Source organism: Nonomuraea sp. KM88, from assembly GCF_052245635.1.
GTDB lineage: Bacteria > Actinomycetota > Actinomycetes > Streptosporangiales > Streptosporangiaceae > Nonomuraea.
This window is the reverse complement of sequence record NZ_JBQQCC010000001.1, coordinates 743,432-765,511: the sequence shown is the minus strand read 5'-3', so window position 1 is coordinate 765,511 and position 22,080 is coordinate 743,432. Positions and strand designations below refer to the sequence as shown.

Annotated in this window: 19 protein-coding genes; 9 read left to right on the top strand and 10 right to left on the bottom strand. The window is 72.7% G+C overall.

The annotated features are described in order from the left end of the window. Positions 1-43 precede the first annotated feature (43 nt). From ACTWPV_RS03555 to ACTWPV_RS03530, 6 genes are read left to right on the top strand one after another with little or no spacing between them, the layout of a single operon-like run. Entirely contained in the window at positions 44-850 is an 807-nt protein-coding gene (locus ACTWPV_RS03555) for a hypothetical protein (RefSeq protein ID WP_347642050.1), read from the top strand. Continuing rightward, the gene (locus ACTWPV_RS03550) at positions 850-1,512 is read left to right on the top strand and encodes a carboxymuconolactone decarboxylase family protein (RefSeq protein ID WP_443150571.1); all 663 of its coding nucleotides are present in this window, start codon (positions 850-852) and stop codon (positions 1,510-1,512) included. Before ACTWPV_RS03555 ends, ACTWPV_RS03550 begins: the two co-directional genes overlap by 1 nt. Continuing rightward, positions 1,509-2,174 carry an SDR family NAD(P)-dependent oxidoreductase gene (locus ACTWPV_RS03545; RefSeq protein WP_443150570.1) on the top strand — a complete coding sequence of 222 codons (666 nt, stop codon included), beginning with the start codon at positions 1,509-1,511 and terminating at the stop codon, positions 2,172-2,174. Before ACTWPV_RS03550 ends, ACTWPV_RS03545 begins: the two co-directional genes overlap by 4 nt. Positions 2,175-2,208: 34 nt before the next feature. Next, positions 2,209-3,057 carry a cyclase family protein gene (locus ACTWPV_RS03540; RefSeq protein WP_443150569.1) on the top strand — a complete coding sequence of 283 codons (849 nt, stop codon included), beginning with the start codon at positions 2,209-2,211 and terminating at the stop codon, positions 3,055-3,057. Continuing rightward, on the top strand, positions 3,050-4,492 hold the full coding sequence (locus tag ACTWPV_RS03535; protein WP_443150568.1) for an MmgE/PrpD family protein: 1,443 nt from the start codon (positions 3,050-3,052) through the stop codon (positions 4,490-4,492). Before ACTWPV_RS03540 ends, ACTWPV_RS03535 begins: the two co-directional genes overlap by 8 nt. Beyond that, positions 4,489-5,964, top strand: a complete 1,476-nt coding sequence (locus ACTWPV_RS03530) for a dihydroorotase (protein ID WP_443150567.1) — start codon at positions 4,489-4,491, stop codon at positions 5,962-5,964. The genes ACTWPV_RS03535 and ACTWPV_RS03530 overlap by 4 nt, the downstream gene beginning before the upstream one ends. Positions 5,965-5,984: 20 nt before the next feature. Here the strand turns inward: ACTWPV_RS03530 and ACTWPV_RS03525 are convergent, their stop codons facing one another. The 8 genes from ACTWPV_RS03525 to ACTWPV_RS03490 form a co-directional block, all read right to left on the bottom strand. Continuing rightward, positions 5,985-7,181 carry an aminotransferase class V-fold PLP-dependent enzyme gene (locus ACTWPV_RS03525; protein ID WP_443150566.1) on the bottom strand — a complete coding sequence of 399 codons (1,197 nt, stop codon included), beginning with the start codon at positions 7,179-7,181 and terminating at the stop codon, positions 5,985-5,987. Between the two features lie 10 nt (positions 7,182-7,191). Further along, positions 7,192-8,172: an L-histidine N(alpha)-methyltransferase gene (gene egtD, locus ACTWPV_RS03520; protein WP_443150565.1), complete on the bottom strand. Its 981-nt coding sequence runs from the start codon at positions 8,170-8,172 to the stop codon at positions 7,192-7,194. A gap of 21 nt (positions 8,173-8,193) precedes the next feature. After that, entirely contained in the window at positions 8,194-8,901 is a 708-nt protein-coding gene (egtC, locus tag ACTWPV_RS03515) for an ergothioneine biosynthesis protein EgtC (RefSeq protein ID WP_443150564.1), read from the bottom strand. Further along, positions 8,901-10,196, bottom strand: a complete 1,296-nt coding sequence (gene egtB, locus ACTWPV_RS03510) for an ergothioneine biosynthesis protein EgtB (RefSeq protein WP_443150563.1) — start codon at positions 10,194-10,196, stop codon at positions 8,901-8,903. The genes egtC and egtB overlap by 1 nt, the downstream gene beginning before the upstream one ends. Next, positions 10,193-11,455 (bottom strand): ergothioneine biosynthesis glutamate--cysteine ligase EgtA, encoded by a 1,263-nt coding sequence (egtA, locus tag ACTWPV_RS03505; RefSeq protein ID WP_443150562.1) that lies wholly within the window; start codon positions 11,453-11,455, stop codon positions 10,193-10,195. The genes egtB and egtA overlap by 4 nt, the downstream gene beginning before the upstream one ends. Before the next feature lie 67 nt (positions 11,456-11,522). Next, positions 11,523-11,762, bottom strand: a complete 240-nt coding sequence (locus tag ACTWPV_RS03500; protein WP_347642040.1) for an anti-sigma factor family protein — start codon at positions 11,760-11,762, stop codon at positions 11,523-11,525. Positions 11,763-11,803: 41 nt separating this feature from the next. Further along, positions 11,804-12,454, bottom strand: coding sequence for an RNA polymerase sigma factor (locus ACTWPV_RS03495; RefSeq protein WP_347642039.1), 651 nt, complete (start codon positions 12,452-12,454; stop codon positions 11,804-11,806). Between the two features lie 230 nt (positions 12,455-12,684). Next, entirely contained in the window at positions 12,685-14,577 is a 1,893-nt protein-coding gene (locus ACTWPV_RS03490; protein ID WP_443150561.1) for a glycoside hydrolase family 127 protein, read from the bottom strand. A gap of 138 nt (positions 14,578-14,715) precedes the next feature. Here ACTWPV_RS03490 and ACTWPV_RS03485 point away from each other — a divergent pair, with 138 nt between their 5' ends. Genes ACTWPV_RS03485 through ACTWPV_RS03475 form a run of 3 tightly spaced genes read left to right on the top strand, consistent with a single transcriptional unit; the run spans position 14,716 to position 20,308 of the window. Further along, positions 14,716-16,434, top strand: coding sequence for a hypothetical protein (locus ACTWPV_RS03485; RefSeq protein WP_347642037.1), 1,719 nt, complete (start codon positions 14,716-14,718; stop codon positions 16,432-16,434). Continuing rightward, positions 16,431-19,151: a family 78 glycoside hydrolase catalytic domain gene (locus ACTWPV_RS03480; protein WP_443150560.1), complete on the top strand. Its 2,721-nt coding sequence runs from the start codon at positions 16,431-16,433 to the stop codon at positions 19,149-19,151. The genes ACTWPV_RS03485 and ACTWPV_RS03480 overlap by 4 nt, the downstream gene beginning before the upstream one ends. Positions 19,152-19,162: 11 nt before the next feature. After that, on the top strand, positions 19,163-20,308 hold the full coding sequence (locus ACTWPV_RS03475) for a GDSL-type esterase/lipase family protein (protein ID WP_443150559.1): 1,146 nt from the start codon (positions 19,163-19,165) through the stop codon (positions 20,306-20,308). Between the two features lie 128 nt (positions 20,309-20,436). Here the strand turns inward: ACTWPV_RS03475 and ACTWPV_RS03470 are convergent, their stop codons facing one another. After that, entirely contained in the window at positions 20,437-21,216 is a 780-nt protein-coding gene (locus ACTWPV_RS03470) for a DUF3800 domain-containing protein (RefSeq protein WP_443150558.1), read from the bottom strand. Between the two features lie 267 nt (positions 21,217-21,483). Beyond that, positions 21,484-22,011, bottom strand: a complete 528-nt coding sequence (locus ACTWPV_RS03465) for a hypothetical protein (RefSeq protein ID WP_443150557.1) — start codon at positions 22,009-22,011, stop codon at positions 21,484-21,486. Positions 22,012-22,080: the final 69 nt, after the last annotated feature.

The following is a 22,080-nucleotide window of genomic DNA, read 5'->3' as shown; positions in this document are numbered from 1 at the left end:
GGCTGCTCTCCGGGAACTCCGAGGCAAAGGTGCGAAGCCTGACATGTGGAACCGTCCGGACGTCGACTTCATATCGACCCATGACCTGCCGTGGACCCCGGTGTCGCCCGGGCACTTCGGCGCGGACCACGGCGGCGGATTGCGCAAGACCCTGTCCGCCGACGTGGAGAACGGCGCCCGTACGGAACTGCTGGCCTTCACCAACCGGCAGCGGGGCGTGCTGCGCAGCGCGTGCGACATCTTCGTCCTCACCGGCCGGGGCACGGTCAACGACCAGCCGTACGCCCCTGGCACGTACCTGCACGCCCAGCCCCTGACCGAGCTCGACTGGGTGCCCGGCCCCGGCCGGACCGTGCTCTACTTCGGGCCGCACGGCGCGCCCGACTTCGCGCCCGGTCAGGGGGCCGGCGAGCTCACGACGCTGCCCGAGACCCGTGACGAGTGGGTCTCCATGAGCTGGCGCGGGGACGAGCCGCAGCCCGCGGACGTACGCATCCGGTGGCTGCGCCGCGACGAGGCCGGCATCGTCTTCCTCGTCGGCATGCTGCCCGGCTACACCGCGGTCAACGAGGAGAAACACCCCGTCTACGAGGAGTCCTTCAAGATCGCCGGCGACCTGATGCTGGGGCGCAGGGGCGTGGTCAAACCCGGTGGCTACTTCTTCCGCAGCCCGCAAACCTGGCACGGCCCGCTCTACAGCCGTACGGGCAACCTGTCCCTGATCAGGAAGAACGACTTCGGCAGCACCGACTACCGCGAGCCGCTGCCAGGACACGATCTCAACACCCTCATACCAGCCCTGTACGACCACGACGCCTCGTTGACGCCCAGCCTGACGCCGGGGCTGTGATGAGCGCGCCCGACCAGCTCGCCAGGATCCGGGCCGAGCGCGGTTACACGCTGTCGTACCACGAGATCTACGCCCGCACGGAGCCCGGATTCCTCGACGCCTACACCCGGCTCTACCGGAGCTTCACCCTCGACGCGCGCCACCTCTCCGCCCGCGAGCGGGAGCTGATCTGGGTGGGTCTCCTCGTCGCCGACGAGGAGGCGGTGGGCACCCTGCACGTCGAGCGCGGCTTCGAAGCGGGCCTGACCACCGACGAGATGGCGCAGGCCGTCGCCGTGGCCGGCGCCGTCGCCGCGTGGCGGCCGATCTTCTTCGCCGCGCGATCCTGGGCGCACGCCCTGCCGATGGACGGCCACGAACGATACGCCGCACTCCTCGCCGCCGCCGCCCCCGGCCTGTCCGAGCGCGAGGTCGACCTCATCGCGGTGGTGGTGCACGCGGTGCACCAGCAGGAGGACCCGTTCCTGCACCACCTCGACCGGCTGTACGCGGCCGGGGTCGAGGAACGCGACGTGGCCGAGGCGATCAGCTATCTGCTGCTGCCGCGCGGGGCGAACGCGCTGCTCTGGGCCACCGACCTGTGGCTGGCCGCCGTCGACTCCGGCCGCGTCGCGCCCGCCGCCGACCTGACCGGCGTCAATACCGAGACCCGCCGGTCATGACCGCGCTGGTGGTGGGTGGCCGGGGGGCGATCGGATCGGCCGTGGCCGAAACCCTGCGCAGGGACGGCGACACCGTTCACGTCCTCGACCGGGCCGACGGCGTGGACGCCGCCGACCCGCGACAGGTCCAGGAGTTCCTGGACGCGTTGCCCGCGGCGCCGACCCGCCTGGCGCACGTCGCCGGGTCCGTCGGCTACGGCGGGCTGCTGGACGTCTCGCCCGAGCAGTGGCGCGACGTCCTGGCCGACAGCCTGACCAGCTCCTTCATCGTGGTACGTGCCGTGCTGCCCGGCATGCTGGCCGCCGGCGCCGGCGCGATCGTGCTGATGAGCTCGATCAACGGGCGGAACGGGGGCAACACCCTGTCCGGTCCCGCCTACGCCGCCGCGAAGGCGGGCGTGCTGGCGCTGACCCGCAATATCGCGAAGGAGTTCGGCGGCCGGGGCGTCCGGGCCAACGCGGTCGCTCCCGGCCCCGTGCGCTCGCCGATGACCGCGCGTCTCCCGGCGCCGGAGATGGCGGACCTGGTCGGGCAGGTACCGCTCGGCCGCGCCGCTGATCCGGAGGAGGTCGCCGAGACGATCGCCTTCCTGCTCAGCGACCGGGCGAGCTACGTCAACGGGGCCACCGTCGACGTCAACGGCGGGCTGTGGACCGGATGACCGCAGGCCACACAGGACGAACAGGAGCCTACCCGTGACACCCTCGACCAACGCCTCTGCCGGAGACCCGCTCCTCGCGGCCGTCCGGCGCGGGGTCACCGTCTACGACCTGGGGCGCCGGCTCTCCGTCGGGATGCCGCAGTCCCCTAACCATCCCGCGTACTGGCACTCCCTTCCCCGACGGCACGGGGACATGGTCAGGTCCGACGGCGGCTCGGCCGCGAACGACATGATCACCATGGGCACCCACGTGGGCACCCACATCGACGCGCTCGCCCATGTGTCGCACCTCGGCCGCCTGCACGGCGGGGCGGACGCCGTGGAAGCGGGCCAGGGCGGGCGATACGTGGAACTGGGCGCGCACACGATCGCGCCGATGGTGCGCCGTGGCGTGCTGCTCGACGTGCCCCGGGCCATCGGCGCCGGCGAGGGCTGCGGGGCCGGCTACGAGATCACCCCCGACGACCTGGCGGCCACCGAAGCGGCACAGGGCACGCCGATCGGCGCCGGAGACGTCGCCCTGGTGCGCAGCGGCTGGGGCCGCTTCTTCGACCACCCCGATCGCACGGTCTACATGGGGCTGGAGTCCGGCGTGCCCGGAGTGGGCGAGGCCGGCGCGACATGGCTCGCCGGCCGCCGAGTGCACGCCGCCGGCGCCGACACGATCGCCTTCGAGTGCCTGCGCCCCGGCGCGGCGCACAGCGTGCTGCCCGCGCACCGGGTGCTGCTGGTCGAGCACGGCGTCTACATCATCGAGGCGATGGCGCTCGACGAACTCGCCGCCGCCGGCGTGCACGAGTTCACCTTCGTGCTGGCGCCGCTCCCGCTCTTCGGCGCGACCGGCTCACCGGTCCGCCCGCTGGCGATGATCGGCCATGGCTGAGCCCGCGCTGGCCGAGCGCGTCGCCGCGTTCGCCGCGACCACCGCCAGGACCGGGCCCCCGGACGACGTACGGCACAGCGTCCGCCAGCGGGTGCTGGACGTGCTCGGCCTCTGCGTCGCCGCGCACCGGTTGCCCACCAGCGCCGCGGCGGTCGAGTTCGTGGCGGACCAGGGCGGACGGTCCGAGGCGCACGCGGTGGGCCTGCCCGCCGCGGTGCCCGCGGCGCAGGCCGCCTTCGCCAACGGTGTCCTGGCCCACTCGCTCGACTACGACGACACGCACCTCCCGTCGGTGCTGCATCCGAGCGCGGGCGTGGTGCCGGCCGCGCTGGCCGCCGCGCAGGCGGCCGGCGCCAACGGCGGGCAGACGGTCGCCGCCATCGCGGTCGGGCTCGAACTGGCCGTCCGGCTGGGCATGGCCGGCTACGACCGGGAGCTGGGCAACTCGGTCTTCTTCGAGCACGGTCAGCACGCCACATCCATCTGCGGCGCGATGGGAGGCGCCGCCTCCGCGGCGCTGCTGTTCGGGCTCGGCGCCGACGGCGTCTCGCACGCCCTCGGCCTGACCGCCTCGTTCGCCTCCGGCATCATCGAGGCGAACCGGACAGGTGGCACCGTGAAACGGCTGCACTGTGGCTGGGCGGCGCACTCCGCGGTCACCGCGGCGCAACTCGTACGCCGCGGCTTCACCGGGCCGCCCACCGTCCTGGAGGGACGGTTCGGCTTCTTCCGCGCGTTCCTGCGCGACGATGCCGACCCCGGCCAGCTCACCGACCGCCTGGGCGAGCGCTGGTCGGTGCCGGAGATCTTCTTCAAGCCCTACCCGGCCAACCACTTCACCCACGCGGCGATCGACGCCGGGCTCCGGCTGCGGGAACGTGGCGTGCCGGTGGACCGGATCGCCCGGATCGAGCTGCGGGTGCCGACGGCGGTCATCCGCACCATCGGCCAGCCGATCGAGGTCAAGCGGGCGCCGGACACCGGCTACCAGGCGCAGTTCTCCGGGCCGTACGCCGTCGTCGCCGGCCTGCTCGGTGGCTCTGGGCTCGGCGTCGGGCTGGCCGACTACACCGACGAGCTGGCCCGCGACCCGCGCCGCCGCGCGCTGATGGCCATGGTGGACGTCGTCGCCGACGCGCGTTGCGACGCCATCTTCCCGTACCAGTTCCCGGCGATCGTCACGGTCCGCGCCGACGACGGCCGCGAGTGGACGGAGGAGGTGCCGGTCAACCGGGGCGGTCCGCAGCACCCGCTCACGGACGACGAACTCGCGGTCAAGTTCCGGGAGAACGTCGCGGGCCGCCTCACCGCCGAGCGCGCGCGGCAGGTCGAGGGCCTCGTTCTGCGCCTGGACGACCTCGGCTCCGTCGACGAGATACTCCGGCCGCTGGCCCGCCTGGAATCCAACTCACACACACTCCGGAGGAACGCATGACGTCCATCGACGTCCTCGTGACGAACGTCCGCGTCGTACGGCACGCGTGGACCGAGCCGCGGCAGGTTGACATCGCCGTCCGCGACGGCCGCATCGTCCGCGTCGCCGCCGGCATCGACCCGGCACCGGCCCGCACCGTGGTCGACGGGGGCGGCAAGCTCGCCTTCGCCGGCGTGGTCGACGCGCACCAGCACTGGGGCATCTACAACCCCCTTGACGAGGACGCGGCCTCGGAAAGCCGGGCGGCCGCCCAGGGCGGGGTGACCTCGGCCATCACGTACATGCGCACCGGGCAGTACTACCTCAACCGGGGCGGTGCCTACGCCGACTTCTTCCCCGACGTGCTCGCCGCCACCGCGGATCGGGCTTATGTCGACTACGCCTTCCACCTCGCGCCGATGTCGAAGCAGCACATCACCGAGATCCCCGAGCTGGTCGAGAAGCACGGCGTCACCTCGTTCAAGGTCTTCATGTTCTACGGCAGCCACGGCCTGCACGGCCGGTCGGCCGACCAGAGCCGGTTCCTGATGATCCCAGAGGACGAACGGTACGACTACGCGCACTTCGAGTTCGTGATGCGCGGCGTGCAGGCGGCTCGGGAGCGCTTCCCCGACCTGGCCGGCGAGATATCCCTGTCGCTGCACTGCGAGACGGCCGAGATCATGAACGCGTACACCCGGATGGTGGAGGAGGACGGGTCGCTGTCGGGGCTCGCCGCCTACCATGCCTCCCGGCCGCCGCACTCCGAGGGGCTGGCGGTCAGCATCGCCTCCTACCTGGCCCACGAGACCGGCCTGCCGACGATCAACCTGCTGCACCTTTCCTCGCGCAAGGCCGTCGACGCCGCCGTCCGGATGTCCCAGGCCTTCCCGCACATCGACTTTCGCCGCGAGGTCACGATCGGCCACCTCCTCGCCGACATCGACACCGCCAACGGCCTCGGCGCCAAGGTGAACCCTCCGATCCGGCCTCGCGAGGACGTCGAGGCCCTGTGGGAGTACGTGCTGGACGGAAAGATCGACTGGGTCGTCAGCGACCACGCCTGCTGCCGCGACGAGGTGAAGTTCGGCGAACCCCGCGACGACGTCTTCGTGGCCAAGTCCGGTTTCGGCGGCGCCGAATACCTGCTGCCCGGCTTGATCTCCGAGGGTGCGCGCCGTGGCCTGCCGTACCACCGGATCGCGGAGCTGACCGCATGGAACCCGGCCAGGCGGTTCGGGCTGCGCACCAAGGGCGACATCGCCGAGGGCTTCGACGCCGACTTCTGCCTCGTGGATCCGGACCACACCTGGACCGTCAGAGCCGCCGACTCCGAGTCGGCACAGGAGTACACGCCGTTCGAGGGCTTCGAGCTGAACGCCAAGGTCACCGACACGTTCCTGCGCGGTGAGCGGGTGCTGGAAGCCGGCGAGGTCGTCGGGGCGCCACGCGGGCGTTACCTGGCCAGGGGGGTGTCAGCTTCTCGGCCGTGAACGGGCGGCCGGGTCGGTCCTCACGGTGCGCTGAGGACGCGGGCGAGCGTGCGCAGGGTTTCCGGCTCCGTGCCCGGGGCCGGCGAGACGCGGAGCACGGGCTCGCGCAGGTCCAGCGGCGCTCTGGCGACGGGGGCGGCCCCCACGAGCAGTCCCGCCCCGGCGGCGCGGGCCCTTGCGGCCTCCACCGAGTCGCCCGCCGGAGGCCGGAGGGTGACGATGGCGGAGGGCTCGTCGAGCGGCTCGGCCACCTGCCAGCCGCCGGCGCCGTGCAGGAGGTGCCGGGCCGTGCGGCCCAGGTCCGCCATGTGCTCGTGCAGGTCCGCGGGGCCGAGCTCCTGGTACTCCCGTACGGCGACGCCGAGTCCCACCCGCGACGCGATCGCTCCTTCCGAGCTCTCGTAGCGGATCGCCCCGGGCAGCGGCTCCGGAACGTCGTCCGCCCATACGTGCCCGCCGAGTGCGGGGGCGGCGGCGTCCATCTCCGCCGCGAGCCCCGGGACGATGAGGAAGCCGGCCCCGCGCGGGCCGGCGAGCCACTTGCGGGACGTGCCCACGTAGGCGGTCGCGCCGGCCCCGCTCACGTCCGTGTGGCCGAAGGACTGGCAGGCGTCCAGCACCAGCGGGACCCCGGCGGCGCGGCACAACGCGCCGGCCTCCCGCGCGGGCTGGACGACGCCCCGGTGGGAGGCGATGTGGACCAGGGTGACCAGGTCCAGTCCCGTGGCCAGCGCGGATCCGAGGCCGTCGAGGTCGAGGCGGGAGTCGGCGTCCACGGGCAGCTCGACGAGCGTCCATGAGCGGCCGGCGGCCAGGCGGCGCAGCAGCATCAGCGTGCTGCCGTACTCCGTGCGGGCGAAGCCGACGCGGCTGCCCGGCGGGAGCCGCCAGCCGCCGAGCAGCGCCGCCATGGCCGCCGTGCCGCTCTCCACGAACGCCACATCCCCGGGAGACGCGCCGTCCCCGCCTCCCCGGCCGTCCGCGCCGATCAGGGAGCCGACGCTGGGGGTCTGACCGTCCGCGGTGATCAGGGTGGTCAGGGACGCCTTGGCCTCCGTGAGGTCGGGCGCGACCGCGTAGCCGCCACGCCCGCGTTCGAGCCGCAGGTGCCCGACGACCGCGTCGAACACCTGGTCGCTGGGCACGTTGCAGCCGGCCGCGTCGAGGTGGCCGGGCGGCACGACGGATCGTGCCGCCCGCCACGTCTTGCCGATCACGCCTGGCCGATCATGCCTGGGCCAGCACCAGGCCGAAGTCGTCCGCGGGGTCGGTGAACCAGCGGATGACGGTGAAGCCGGCCGCGGTCAGCTCGGCGCGCAGCCCGTCGGGGCGGAACTTGGCGCTGATCTCCGTACGCGTCTCCTCTCCCTCGGCGAAGTCCACGTCGAGGTCGAGCGCCGCGACGTGCACCCGCATGGCCCGGGACGCCCGTAGCCGCATCTCGATCCAGTCGTGCTCCTCGTCGTAGCGGGCGACGTGGTCGAACGCGTCCGGCTCGAAGTCGGCGTCCAGCTCCCGGTTGATGACGTGCAGCACGTTGCGGTTGAAGGCGGCCGTCACCCCGGCCGTGTCGTCGTAGGCGGCGACCAGCCGCTTCCTGTCCTTCACCAGGTCGGCCCCGAGCAGGAACGTGTCCCCGGGACGGAGCGTGCCGCGCAGCTCCTTCATGAAGACCCGGCGGGCGTCGGGTTCGAGGTTGCCGATCGTGCCGCCGAGGAAGGCCACCATGCGCCGGCCGGTGCGGGGCAGCAGCCGCAGGTGGCGTTCGAAGTCGGCGCACACCGCGCGTACGGCGAGCCCGGGGTGGCGTTCGGCCAGCCGTTGCGCCGCCGCGGCGAGCGTGACCGCGTCGACGTCGACCGGCGTGTAGCCGCGCAACGTCCCGGCCTCGGTGAGGGCGTCGAGCAGCAGCACGGTCTTCTCGCTGGTGCCCGATCCCAGCTCGACCAGCGTGTCGGCGCCGCTGGCGGCGGCGAGCTCGGCGGCTCGTGCCCGCAGGATGGCCAGCTCGCGCCGGGTCGGGTAGTACTCGGGCAGCCTGGTGATCTGCGAGAACAGGTCGCTGCCTGTCTCGTCGTAGAACCATTTGGGCGGCAGGGACTTCGGCATCGATGTCAGGCCGATCCTGACATCGATTTCGAGGGAGGAGCGCAGGTAGTCGAGGTCGAGGTGGTTGATCAGGCGCACGGTCGAATGGCTGACGGGCACGGTGCCTCCTCAAGGAAAGGGTCACATGGGCTGGACGCGCACGCCTTCCGACGAGGCGAGCAGCAGGCTGCGGTCCGGCACGGCCCGCCAGCCGGGCAGGTCGTCGAGCGGTTCGCTCGCCACGACCACGCCGTCCTGGTGACGGTGGACGAAGAGCGTGTCGCCCCAGACGGTCGCGGCGATGGACGCGCCGTCGCAGGCGAGCAGGTTCAGGCGGGCGCCGGGGTCCTTCTCCCCGGCGTGGCCGACGACCTCCGCGAGGGCCTCCCCGAGGTCGGGCTCGGCGCGCAGCCGCTGGAAGACGGCGGCGGCGAGCCAGGCGGAGTCGCAGGCGCTCTCGGCGCCGTCCGCGAGCGCCCTGACCGCGTCCCGTTCGACGCGGCCGTTGTGGCTGAGCATCCACCGGCCGTCGGTGAACGGCGCGGTGGCGCTCTCCTCGACCGGCATGCCGACGGTGGCGCACCGGACCGCACCCAGCAGGCAGCCCGAGCGGGCGACCTGGGCGAGCGCGGGCAGGTTGGCGTCGGCCCACATCGGGATGGCGCGCCGGTAGCGGACGGGCTCGGCGCGGGCGGGGTCGTACCAGCCCATGCCGAAGCCGTCGGCGTTGACCGTGCCGTGCCGCTGCCGCCGGGGCGCGTACGACTGGGCGAGCAGGCCGTGCTCGGGCTCCTGGATCAGCGTGGCCAGGGCGCGGGGTGCGCCGAGCCAGGCCGCGTGCCGGCACACTAGGGCCGCTCCGCGTCACGGGCGCAGCGGAAGCCGGTGAAGATCTGCCGGCGGATCGGGTAGTCCCAGTTCCTGAACGTGGTGCGGATCGCCGCCGGGTCGGCCGCCCACGAGCCGCCGCGCAGCACGCGGTACTCCTGGCCGAAGAAGACCTCGCTGTACTCCCGGTAGGGGAAGCTGCGGAACCCCGGGTAGCCGTCGAACCACGTGCCGGTCCACTCCCACACGTCACCGATCATCTGCTCGGTCCCGTACGCGCCGGCGCCGGCCGGGTAGGCGCCGAGCGGGGCGGGCCGGGCGGCGCGGTGGCCGAGGTTGGCCAGGGCGGGGGTGGGCTCGTGGTCGCCCCACGGGTATTTCCGCGCCCGGCCCGCCTCGGGGTCCCAGCCGCAGGCCTTCTCCCACTCGGCCTCGGTGGGCAGCCGCTTGCCGGCCCAGCGGGCGTAGGCGTCGGCCTCGTACCAGGACACGTGCTGCACCGGCTCATCCATGGGCACGGGCTCCGTGCGGCCGAAGCGGATGCGGTGCCAGGCGCCGCCGTCCCTGGTCCAGAACAGCGGGGCGAAGACGCCTTGCCGCTGCCGCCACTCCCAGCCTTCCCTGGTCCACCAGCGGGGGTCGTGGTAGCCGCCGTCCTCGATGAACGCGGCGTAGGCGCCGTTGCCGACGGGCAGCCGGTCGATCCAGTAGCCGGGCAGGTCGACGCGGTGGGCGGGGCGCTCGTTGTCGTAGGCCCACGGCTGGGTGTCGGTGCCCATGAGGAAGGGGCCGGCGGGCACGTACACCTCGTCCTGTCCGGTGGTGCGGGCCGGCGGCAGGTCCCCGTCGCGTACCACGCCGGGCTCCTTCGACAGTTGCAGCGTGGCCAGCATGGTCTCGTCGTGCTGGTGCTCGTGCTGGATGACCAGGCCGAAGACGAAGCCGTCGCGGCGCAGCGGCGCGGGGTCGTCGAAGTCGACGGCGTCCAGGACGTCGAGGACGCGGCCGCGCACGCCCTCGATGTAGCGGCGGGCCTCCGCCGGTCCGAGGATGGGCAGGCTGGGGCGGTCCTTGCGCGGGGTCTTGAAGGCGTCGTAGATGTCGTCGATCTCGGGCCTGAGCGGGGTGATGCCGCCGGCCTCGCGCAGCACCCACAGCTCCTCGTAGTTGCCGACGTGCGCCAGATCCCACACCAGGGGCGACATCAGCGGTGAGTGCTGGCGTAGGAGCAGGTCGTCGTCGGCCTCCGTGTAGGCCAGGGACCGGCTGCGCACCGCGAGCAGATCGCTTGCGATGCGTTCCTTGAAGTCGCTCATCCTCGTCCCTCTTCGGTCAGCCAGGCCGGCAGGCGCCGCCCCGGTTCTCTCACCAGATCCATCAGGTCGGCCGCCGGGGAGCGGCCGGTCGTCACGTACCGGTCGGCGAAGGCCGCCACCTCGCCGATCAGGGCGGGGGTAGCGCCCAGGCGGGGCAGCGCCTCGATGGCGGCTCGGAAGCAGGCGTCCGCGGCGCGGGCGAGCCGGGGGTCGGACAGGCCGCGGCGCGCGGCCGCCGCCCACGTCGCGCGCTCCGGTCCGGCCCTCCGCCGCCACCGGGGTCCCAGGCAGGACTCGACGGCGGCGAGCGCGGCGTCGGCGGCGCGGTCGTCGCTGATCAGGGCGTGGGTGACGGCCACGCACACCGGCCAGTCCGCCGGACGCTGCGCGTCCAGGAAGCGGATCTCCAGCCAGCCCCTGGGCCGCACGGGCGGGAACACCGTGGTGGCGTGGTAGGCCAGGTCCTCGGCGGTGGGCGGGCGCTCGCGCGAGCCCAGCCAGTCGCGGAAGGTCGAGCCGTCGCGGACCGTGCGGCAGCGTTCCTCGCCCTCCCGCACGAGCATGACGCGGGCGTCGAGCAGGTAGCGGGCCCAGTCGTCCGCCGGGTCGGCGGATGCGGGTACGGGCGCCGTCCTGGTGGGGTCGAGGTGCTCCCACACGGCCTGGCGGCCCGACATCCATCCGCACGGACGGCCCCGGCTGAGCGGCGAGTTGGCGAAGGCGGCGGTCAGCACCGGGCCGAGCAGGTGTGCCCGCTCCCACCGCGTGCGGGGTTGCTCCCCCAGGTCCAGGTTGACCTGGATGGACGCCGTGCAGCACATCATCAGCGCGCCGTACGGCCTGCCGAGGAACTCCGCCATCGCGTCGTAGCGTGGCTGCTGTAACTGCCGCACCGCCGGGCGCATCGGGTCGAGGCCCACGCCCGCCAGCACCATGCCGTCGCGCGCCAGGGCCTGGCGGGCGGCGGCCACGTCGGCGGTGAGGCCGGCGATCGCGCTGGTCAGCGAGCCGGCCGGGCCGGACAGCTCCAGCTGGCCCCCCGGTTCGAAGGTGACCCGGCTCCCGCCGGGCAGTGGCGGCAGCGCCCGCTCGACCCGGTCCATCGGGACGTGGCGGGTGGCCGACCTGCGGTCGAAGACGAGGAACTCCAGCTCCACGCCCACCCGGTCGTCACCGGTGGAGCGGAAGCACCGGCGCGCGTAGTCTCCGACCTCCGAGGCGTCTCTCAGCGGCGAGCCCTCGGCCGTGAGCCCGATCATCGTCTTGCCCTCGCGTGGCACATAGCTCTATAGAGCCGCCGGCCGCGCGAGCGTTACGGGGGAATTGTCAGGATTGTCGGCGCTGCTTGAAGGCGGACATCAGCCGCTCGCGCGTGCGGCCCGACAGCTTCTCCGGGGGCTGGTCGCCGACCGCCCGGATGGTGACGCGGAACTGGTGGACGTAGCGCCGGCAGTCGTCGCAGCAGGCCGCGTGGGCCTCGAATGCGGCGCGAGCGGGCGGGTCGAGGGCGTCGTCGAGGTAAGCGGTGATGGATTCAACCAGTTCGCCGCACGTGAACCGCTTCACGACGTTAACCGCCTTACCTTCTGCGTATTGAACCGTTTCACCTATTCTGGCTGCTTCACCGACTCGAAGTAACTCTCCAACAACTCGCGGACCGCCGTACGCGCTCGATGCAACAGCACCCGCTGGTTGACGGCGGAGATCTCCAGGATCTCGCACACCTCCTCGGAGGTGCATCCCTCCACGTCGCGCAGCGTGATCACGATGCGCTGCCGCGGGGGCAACGTCGCCAGCGCCTCGCCGATCAGGCCCCGCACCTCCGCGGCGAGCGCCTGCCCTTCGGGCGTCGGCCAGACCGCGGGTGCCTCCTTCCAGCTGCCCGGCAGGGCCGCGTCGATCCCGTTGAACCGGGCGGGATCGACGGCCGGGCCGGCGTCCCGCTCGAAGGCGCTCCACGGCAGTGTACGGCTCTCGCGCACGCTGCGCCTCTTCGCCGTGTTCACGAGGATGCGGTAGACCCAGGTCTTCACGGACGAGCGGCCCTCGAAACCGTCGATGGCGCCGATCACCGCCAGCCACGTGTCCTGCACGACCTCTTCCGCGGAGTCGTCGGTGGAGACGTAGGAGCGGGCCACCCGCAACATGCCCCGCGCCCAGGTGTCGAGCAGTGTCGCGAACATCTCCTCGTCGCCCGCCCGCAGAGCGGAGACGACGACGTCATCCGGGGGCAGCCCGCTGCCCGCGAGGGACCCCACGATCGCTTCCTCCCCGTAGCGTTGGGGACATCATCACATCCCGCCGTCCACCGCTTCCACCGGGGCCGCCTCCGCTCTCGGGCTCTGCATCGGGCGCACACGGAAGTCATCGCGAACAGCCGCTACGACATACCCGTTTTCCACCTGTGATCACAGATCATGACGTTTCCTTTGCCTGAGCCGGCCGTGCGAGCGAGCGCGTCCGGCCGGACGCGCTCGCGGCACGCGGGTCAGGCCCGGTGCATGGGCGTCCAGACCGTCATCGGCCCGGCGCCGCGGTTGGCCCACGCGTAGTACGGGACGAACGTCAGATCGGCCGGGCCCGCGTGCTCCGGCTCCTGGGGGGCGGCGGCGGTGCGGTAGGGGAAACCGCCGTCGTCCTCCCGGTGCACGTGGGCCCGGCCGCGCGCGGTGACCGGCACCACGTCGGCGGGCAGCCCGGCGACCGCGCTCGCGTCGCGGAGGTCCGCCGCGGCCAGGCACAGGTCGTCGACGATCACCCCCGGGTGGTCGGCCTGCTCCAGGCAGTAGACCAGCGGCCCGCGCTCGACCGCGACCTGGCCGCGGGCGACGTCGAGCCGGGGCACGGCGGCCGTCAGCCGGGGCCGGATCCCGAGGTCGAGCACCACCCGGTCGCCCGGCCGCCACGCCCTGCGCACGCGGTGGTAGCCGCCCGGCTCGGCCGGCCGCCCGTCCATCCCGGCCGCATCGGCCCAGGCGGGGATGCGGGCCGACAGGGTCCACGGCTGGTCGGGGGTCTCCCTGACCACGATCTCGACGCGGCCGGTCCACGGGTAGCCGGTCTCCACCTCGAGCAGCACGCCGCCGGCGCGCACGGTGCCGGGCGCGTACAGGTGGAGCTGGACGCCGTCGCCGTCGCCGGTGGCCAGGTAGTGGTCGAGGGAGGAGAACAGGCGCATCACGTTCGGCGGGCAGCAGGCGGTGCCGTACCATCCCTGCCGGCCCCGGGCGGGGGCGCGCAGGTCGTCGGGGTCGGCGCCCGCGCGCACGCGCAGCGCGTTGACGTAGAAGAAGTGCTCGCCGTCGAGCGAGACGCCGGGCAGCACGGCGTTGTAGAGGGTGCGCTCGATGAGGTCGGCGAACGCGGCGTCGCCGGTCGCCAGCAACATCCGCCACGACCACTGGATGCTGCCGATCGCCGCGCAGGTCTCGCAGTACGCGGTGTCGGGCGCCAGCTCGTGGTGGCCGCCGAACGCCTCGCCGTACCAGTTGGAGCCGAGACCGCCGGTCAGGTAGGTCTTGGTGGCCACCATGTCGCGCCACTGCCGGTGGAGGGCGGCGAGCAGGTCGAGATCGGAGGTCTCGACGGCGACGTCGGTCGCCCCCGCGGCGAGGTACATCGCGCGCACCGCGTGCCCCTCGACCGTGGTGGCCTCGGCCACCGGCACGCGGTCCTGCCGGTAGCCGGGGCCGTGGTGGCCCTTCAGCTGGATGAGCGAGCGGCCCCTCGCGGCCACCTGGCGGGCGGCGAGATCGAGGTACGCGGGCACGCCGGTCTCGCGGTGCAGCTCGGCCAGGCCCATCTCGACCTCGGGATGCCCGTCGAGCGCGTCGGCGGGGAGGTCCTTGGCCAGGTGGTCGGCGAAGCGGGCGGCCACCCGGAGCAACGTCTCGTCGCCGGTGGCGCGGCGGCCCGCGACGGCGGCCTGCATGAGGTGGCCCGCGCAGTAGAGCTCATGGCTGGAGGCCAGGTCGGAATAGCGTCGCCGGCCGGTGAGCTGGGTGTGCGTGTGGAGGTAGCCGTCGGCGCACTGCGCGGCGGCGACCAGCTCCGACGCCTGCGCGTACGACCGGGCGAGGCCGTCGTCCTCGCGTCTGCCCCGCTCCCAGGCCAGCGCCTCCAGCCACTTGTAGACGTCGGAGTCGGCGAAGATCTTCCCGCTGTGTTCGGCGGGGTGCTCCCCTCCGCCACCGCGGGCGGCCTGCCGCAGGTTGTCGAAGGCGCCGGACTCGTGCACCCGCTCGCCGCCCAGCGGGATCGTCACCTCGCGGTTGACCCGCTGCCGCGCCCCCCAGAACCCGTCCCGCAGGCGGGCTCCCGTCACGGGCCGCAGGGTCACCGCCGCACCAGCACCTGGCCGCACCACCGGATCAACGCTCATGCCACCATCCTCTCCCAGCGATACATATCCAACAAGATACGAATATTTATGCACGCCTTGACGCGAGTCAACCGGCGAAGCAGGCTGAATGCGACATCTATGCACAGTTGAATATTTATGTGCGACGAAGGGATGGCCATGCCAGAGATCCCCGACACCGTGCTGCTCGAAGAGCGGGCCGAGCTGGCGATGAACGCGGTAGCCGGACTGCCCGACACGGACCCAGACACGGGCATGGACGGCATTCCGTACTTCAGCGCCGACCTGCTCGCCCGCCCCGCGGCGCTGCGGCACGGCGACTGGGACTACGGCTCCAGCCACGGCCGGCTGCTCGACGCGTGCCTGCTCGCCAGGCACATGACCGGCAAGGACACCTGGCGGGAGGTCGAGGACGGCTTCCGGCGCCGGCTGACGAGCTTCTTCGGCCCCGACGGGCTGAGCTACCGGCGGGCCCGCCCCGAGGCCGGCTGGGCCCCGAACGCCAACCTCATCGACCAGCGGGCCGTGCTCCTGTCGCTCACCACGTGGTACGTCTCCGACGGCGACCCCAGGGCCAAGGAACTGGCCGACCGGCACGTGGCCGCCCTCAAGCGGATCGCGATCAAGGAGCGGGACGTCTGGTTCTACCCCGCCTCCGAGTACACCCCCGACGGCTGGCCCTCCCCCAACGCCATCGCGCTGCACCTGGCCCCCGACCCGGCGTCGTTCAGCGGCCGGCTGATCATGCCGCTGCTCCGCTACCACCAGGCGACCGGCAACGAGGACGCGCTGGAGTTGTGCGGCTGGTTCGCCCGGCTGATCGTGCACAAGAGCGGCGTCTACCACGAGGACGGCAGCTTCAACGCCGCCCGCGCCTACCGCAGCGGCCACTTCCACACCCGCCTCGGCACCCTCGAAGGGCTGGCCCGCTACGCCCGCCACACCGGCGACCACGAGCTGACCGCGTTCGTACGCCGCTCCTACGACTGGGCGCTCACCCAGGCCACCAGGTTCGGCTGGACGCCCGGCGACCTCGAAGGCCAGCGCTACGAGCATGAGAGCTGCTCACTGGTCGACCTGATCGGCACCGGCGTCACGCTCGCCCGGTCAGGGCACACCGCCTACTGGGGCGTGGTGGAGCGGTTCCTGCGCAACCACCTCGTCGAGTCCCAGCTGCTCGACCTGAGCTGGGTCGAGTCGGCCCCCGACACCTCGGGCGACGAGCCCGGCTGGGTGACGCACGTGCGGGTGGGCGAGCGGGTGCGCGGCGCCTTCGCCGGGTACGGCGCGCCCAACGACTACGTCTGCGACATCGAGCTGGGCCGCGGGCACACCGCCGACGTGCAGGCCTGCTGCGTCGGCTCCGGCCTGCGCGGGCTGTTCTGGGGGTGGAACTCCATCGTCACCGGCGACGACCGTGACGTGCGGATCAACCTGCTGCTCACCCGGGCCACCGAGCGGGTCACCGTGCTCAGCCACCTCCCCCACGAGGGCCGCGTCGACCTCGACGTGCACCAGGACCTGCGCGAGCTGCGGATGCGGGTGCCCGAATGGGCCGGGTACGCCAAGGTGCGCGTGACCCGCGACGGCGACGGGTTCGGCGGGACCGAGACGGGGGCGTGGGCGCCCGACGGCTACCTGTCCGTCCGCGCGCCCAGGCGGGGCGAGCGGATCACCGTCACGTTCCCCGTACCCGAGTCGACGAGCACGGAAGTCGCCTCCGGCCGGGAGTTCCAGGTGCGCTGGCGCGGCGACGACGTGATCGGCATCAGCCCCGAGGGCACCGCCCGGCCGATGTACAGCGGGCGCAAGATCCACCCCACCGCGCCACGGCGCGACTACACGCTGGCCCGGCCGGCCACGGAATGGGCCTGGTGAGCACCCTGATGAGCGCCGTGAACGGATGGACTCTCCCCGCGGTTCCCGCCGGCGCCGCGCTGCACCCGTACGACCTGCGCTGCGAGCACCTCGCCACCCCGCAGGGCATCGCCACCCGCGCGCCCAGGCTGAGCTGGCGGCTGGCATCCGACCGGCGCGGCGACGCGCAGGCCGCGTACCGGATCACGGTCCGCGCCGGCGGCGCTCCCGCCTGGGACAGCGGCTGGATCGACGGCGAGGACACCAGCGCCTGCTACGGAGGCGCGCCACTGGCGTCGTTCGCCCGCTACACCTGGCAGGTCCAGGTCCGCTCCGCGGATGGCGGGACGGCGGCGGCCGAGTCGTGGTTCGGCACCGGCGTGCTGCACCCGGACGAGTGGGCGGCCGCCTGGATCGGCCACGACCCGGAGACCCTGCCGCCGTTCGAACCGCCCGCCGACGACCGTGAGCCCCGCAGCGTACGCACCGGGTCGCTGCCCGCGCCCCGCTACTTCCGGCGCGTCGTCGACCTGTCGCCGGTGACCGCCGTACGCGTCGCGTGCACCGCCCGCGGCCTGTACGAGCTGCGCGTCAACGGCCACCGGGTGGGCGACGGCGAGCTGACCCCCGGCTGGACCGACTACCGCTACCGCGTCCCGTACCAGGTGTACGACGTCACCGACCTGATCGGCGACGGCCCCGCCTGCGTGGGGGCTGTGCTCGCGGACGGCTGGTGGTCGGGCAGCCTCGGCTGGGACGGCCGGCAGCAGGCCCAGCGCTACGGCAGACGTCCCGAACTGCTCGTCCAGCTCGTGGCCGACCACGCCGACGGCTCGCGCACGGTCGTCGGCACCGACGGGAGCTGGCGGGAGAGCACCGGGCCGCTGCGCTACGCCGACCTGCTGATGGGCGAGTGGTACGACGCCCGCCTGGAGCAGCCCGGCTGGGACCTGCCCGGCTTCGACGACTCGTCGTGGGCCCCCGCCCGCGTCGTCGACACCCGCCACGACGTCCTCGTGCCCGCCGCGGCCGAGCCCGTCCGCGTCACCGAGGACCTCGTGCCCGTCGAGACCCGGCGGGACGGTGACGGCCGCACCATCGTCGACCTGGGGCAGAACATCGCCGGCCGGGTGCGGCTGACGCTGCGCGGCGCCCCGGCCGGCACCCGCGTCACGCTGCGCCACGGCGAGACGCTCGACGACGGCGGCGGCCTCTACACCGCCAACCTGCGCTCGGCCGAGGCGACCGACCACTACGTGGCCGCGGGACGGCCGGAGGAGACGTTCGAGCCGCGCTTCACCGTCCACGGCTTCCGGTACGTGGAGGTCACCGGGCACGCCGACGTCGACCTGGTCGGCCGGGCCATGCACTCGGACACGCCGGTCGCCGGCGAGTTCTCCTGCTCCGACGACATGGTGCGGCGGCTCACGAGCAACATCCGGTGGAGCCAGCGGGGCAACTTCGTGTCCGTGCCGACCGACTGCCCGCAGCGGGACGAGCGGCTCGGCTGGACCGCCGACGCGCAGGTGTTCCTGCGCACCGCCTGCTACAACGCCGACGTGGCCGCGTTCTTCACCGGCTGGCTGGCCGACCTGCGCTGCGCGCAGACCGCCGAGGGCGCGGTGCCCGACGTGGTGCCGCACGTGATGACGGAGCGGCACGGCGCCCCCGGCTGGGGCGACGCCGCCACCGTCGTGCCGTGGCACCTCTACCGGGTCTACGGCGACGAGCGGATCCTGCGCGACAGCCTGCCCAGCATGCGCCGGTGGGTCGACCACGTCGAACGCCACAACCCCGGCCTGATCTGGCGCGACCGGGTGGGCAGCCACTACGGCGACTGGCTGCAGGCGGGCGTGCGGACCTCCCGCGACGTGATGGCCACCGCGTACTTCGCGCTGAGCGCCGGCCTCACCGCCCGGGCCGCCTCCGTGCTGGGTCACGCGGACGTCGCCGAACGGTACGCGGGGCTGCGGGCGCGGATCGGGGAGGCGTTCGCAGGCGAGTTCGTCTCCGCCGACGGGCGGGTCTCGGGCGACACGCAGACGGGATACCTGCTCGCGCTCGCGCACGGGCTCGTCCCCGACGAGCTGGTGCCCGCCGCCGTGGGACACCTGGTGGCCGACCTGGAGCGGCGGGGGCGGCGGCTGACCACCGGGTTCGCCGGCGTGGGGCTGCTGGGGCCCGTCCTGTCCGCGTACGGGCACCACGACCTCGCCTACGACCTGCTGCACGACGACCGCTACCCGTCCTGGGGCTACTCGATCAAGCGCGGAGCCACCACGATCTGGGAGCGGTGGGACGGCTGGACGGAGGAGAACGGCTTCGGGCCCGTCGCCATGAACTCCTTCAACCACTACGCGCTCGGCTCGGTGGGCGAGTGGCTGTACAGCGGGGTGGCGGGGATCGGGCAGGAGGAGGACTCGGTGGGATACCGGCGGCCGCTCGTCCGGCCGCTGCCCGGCGGCCGGCTGCGGTGGGCCGCGGCGGCGTACGACACGCCGCTGGGGCGGCTGAGCAGCCGGTGGGAGATCTCCGGCGGCGAGCTGACGCTGGAGGTGCGCGTCCCGCCGGGCGCGCTCGCCACCGTCCACGTGCCCACCACGGACCCGTCGTCGGTCCGCGAGTCCGGCGCGCCGCTTGCCGCCGCGGGCATCGACGTGATCGAGTCGACCGAAGCCGCTTCGGTGTGCCGGGTCGGCTCCGGCCGGTACACGTTCACCGCGTCGTGGGGACGGTGACGCACCGGCCGGTGACCACGTGGGCCGCCGCCGCGGAACGCCTCGGCGGCGGCCTGCGTGACCTGACCGTGCGCAACGTCGTGCGGACCACCGTGGGCGGGAGCGGCCTGCGCGTCCGGCTGACCAACGCCTTCGGGGACCGGCCCGTGACGTTCGGGCACGTCCACGTGGGCGTCCCGCTGGCCGGGGCGGCGCTGGAGCCGGGGTCGAACCGGATGCTGGCGTTCGGCGGGAGTCCCGAGGTGACGGTGGCACCGGGCGCGACGGCCCTCAGCGACCCGCTCCCCGTACGGGTGCGCCCGCGCCGCCGCCTCGCCATCAGCCTGCACGTCCGCGCCGAGGCCGGCGTCCTGACCGGGCGCAACCGCGCCACCGCCCCCGCCTACCCGCCGCCCGGCACCGGCATGGAGCGGCCGACGGAACCCGCCACCGCGCCGGCTTACCGGTCGATCCCCGGTGATCACGCCGCCGACGAGGGCTCGGGGGCGTTCACCGAGGAGGTGGCGGTCTGGCACTGGCTGGACGCGCTGACGGTCACCGCGCCCGCCCCCGTGTCGACCGTGGCGGTGCTGGGAGACTCGATCGCCACCGGTGTCGGCTCCGAGACCGGCCACGGCTGGGTGGACCTCCTCGCCGACCCGGCCGTACGCGGGTCTCCCCCGCTGGCCGTGGTCAACGAGGGCGTCTCCGGCGGCCGCGTGCTGGCGGCGGGCACCGGACGCTCCGCCGAGGCCCGCCTGGCCGCCGAGGTGCTGACCAAGCCGGGCATCGGCACCGTGATCCTGCTGGCCGGGCTCAACGACCTCGGCGCGGGCGCGCGGGCCGAGGACCTCGTCGCCGCGTACGCCCGCATCGCAGCGACAGCCCGCGCCGCCGGGGTCCGCGTGGTCGGCGGCACGCTCACCCCGTTCGCGGGCGCGGAATACCACACCGAGCAGGGGGAACGGGCCCGGCGGCAGGTCAACGCGTACGTCCGGCGCGGGGGCGCGTTCGACGGCGTGGCCGACTTCGACGCCGCCCTCCGCGACCCCGCCGACCCTGCCCGCCTGCTCCCCTGCCACGACTGCGGCGACCACCTCCACCCGAGCGCGGCCGGCCACCGGGCGATGGCCGCCGCAGTCGAGACGGGTGCATCGATCAGGGGCGGGGCCGCCTGACCCGTTCACTCGCCCACCCAGAACCCTCCAGGAGGGTTGTCTAACCTGTCCCGAATGACTTCGGCGAGGCGTTCCCCAACGTGGAGGCGTCCGCGATACCGACGTGGGGCAGGTGCGGCGCTTGTGGATCAGGGCTGATGTGCCGAGCCCGTCAGCGCCTGCTCGGCGACCGCAGCCGGTTGAGCCGACGTGCTCGTGGTCACCTCCTGCGGCTTGAACAGCAGCGATCCCGGACGATGCCCGATCGGATCGCTGACTACCAAACCTCCTCGCCAGCGTCCGGCCTCGTTCTTGTACCTGTGTTGGAGGTTCTGCAGTCTGCCTCCGAAGTGGTCGCTGGCAGCGAAGAGAGGTACGTCGCGAAGGGCGGGGTAGGGATCGCCGCCAGTGCGCCACTTCTGCGTGAAGATTGAATGGGCCACATTGCGGTTGGTGTGATGATTTCGTCCATCCGCGATGACGATGCCAACACTGTTCTGCGCCGCCAGTAATTGGGCGAAGTGCGCGCTTATGTCTTGGATGGCATAACAGTAGCTCCCTTCTGGTCTCATGGCCTTTCCTGGCTCTTTGATCCAGATTCTCCCTATAAGGCGGCATCTATGTTCTTCGACTAGGTCCAAGAGTTCCGATCGGAAGCGATGAGCCTGGCGGCGTTTATTCCGCGACTGCGCTCTCGTCATCTGCAGGATCTCGCTGCCCTTGACCTCTATCAAGATGTGGTCCAGGGCACGCCCAGCAGCGAAGCGGCCTGGGAAGTGCAACCGTTTCAGCGCAAGGAAGTCTCGCGTGAGAGCGGGGATCGAGGCGGCATCCACGACAAGCCCGGAGATCACCATGACGGGTGTTGCTGAGCTGTTTCTATCAGGTGCCTCGCAGCCGCCCGCTTCGTCGAGGTAGCAGATCTGCATGGGGCACCATAGCGCTAAGGCCGCCCCATGGGGACGGCCTTAGGATGTGGTGTTCGGAGCCAAGCCCCTAGGCACCTGTAGAAGATTTCTGCCCACAGTTAAGCACGACAATCCGTTGAGGGCAAAGGGACTGACGTTTTGCCTACTTTAGTTCCTTTGGTGCTCACTTGACGTTCCAGACCAGACGCCCCGGGCGGGCGGCGGGAGTGCTCACCCCGGCGGCTACCAGGCACAGAGTCGCCCGAACGACGGACCCGGTAGCTCCCATCAGGCGGCGGGCATGACGCCGAGGGCGGTCAGGAGCATCGGCACGGCCAGCAGGAGCAGCCCCAGCGCAACGGGCCCGCCCACGACGCCGAGGGCGATAACGCCCTTGCGGATCTCGAAGCGCCGCGAGTAGGAGATCGCCAGGGCGCCGAATCCGATCGCCATCAGCGTGAAGAACAGCACGTAACCGACTCCGGCCAGGGTGATCTGATCGGCCGAACCCATCAGGCCCAGCGCCATGCCGAACGCCTGAACGACGGCGCCGAGAGCGTAGAAGGACAGCAGGGCGAACGCGCTCCACAACACCACGCCCAGAACCGCCGGGGGAAGGATCGTGGGACGGTTGGCGATCGACGACAGCGCCGCACCCGCGCCCACCAGCTTCAGCACGACGACGAGCCAGTTCATCACGAGAAGGCCTGATGCGTACGCGGCGTAGGGGCCGCCGTCGAAACGGCCGGTCAGCTCGAAGATGACGTTGACGACGGCGAATCCGACGCAGCACAAGGCCACCAGCAGGGCGGTCACGACGATACGAGTGCCAGGTCGCACGGGAGCCGCGGCACGATGACGAGAGAACACGAGGGAACCCATGTG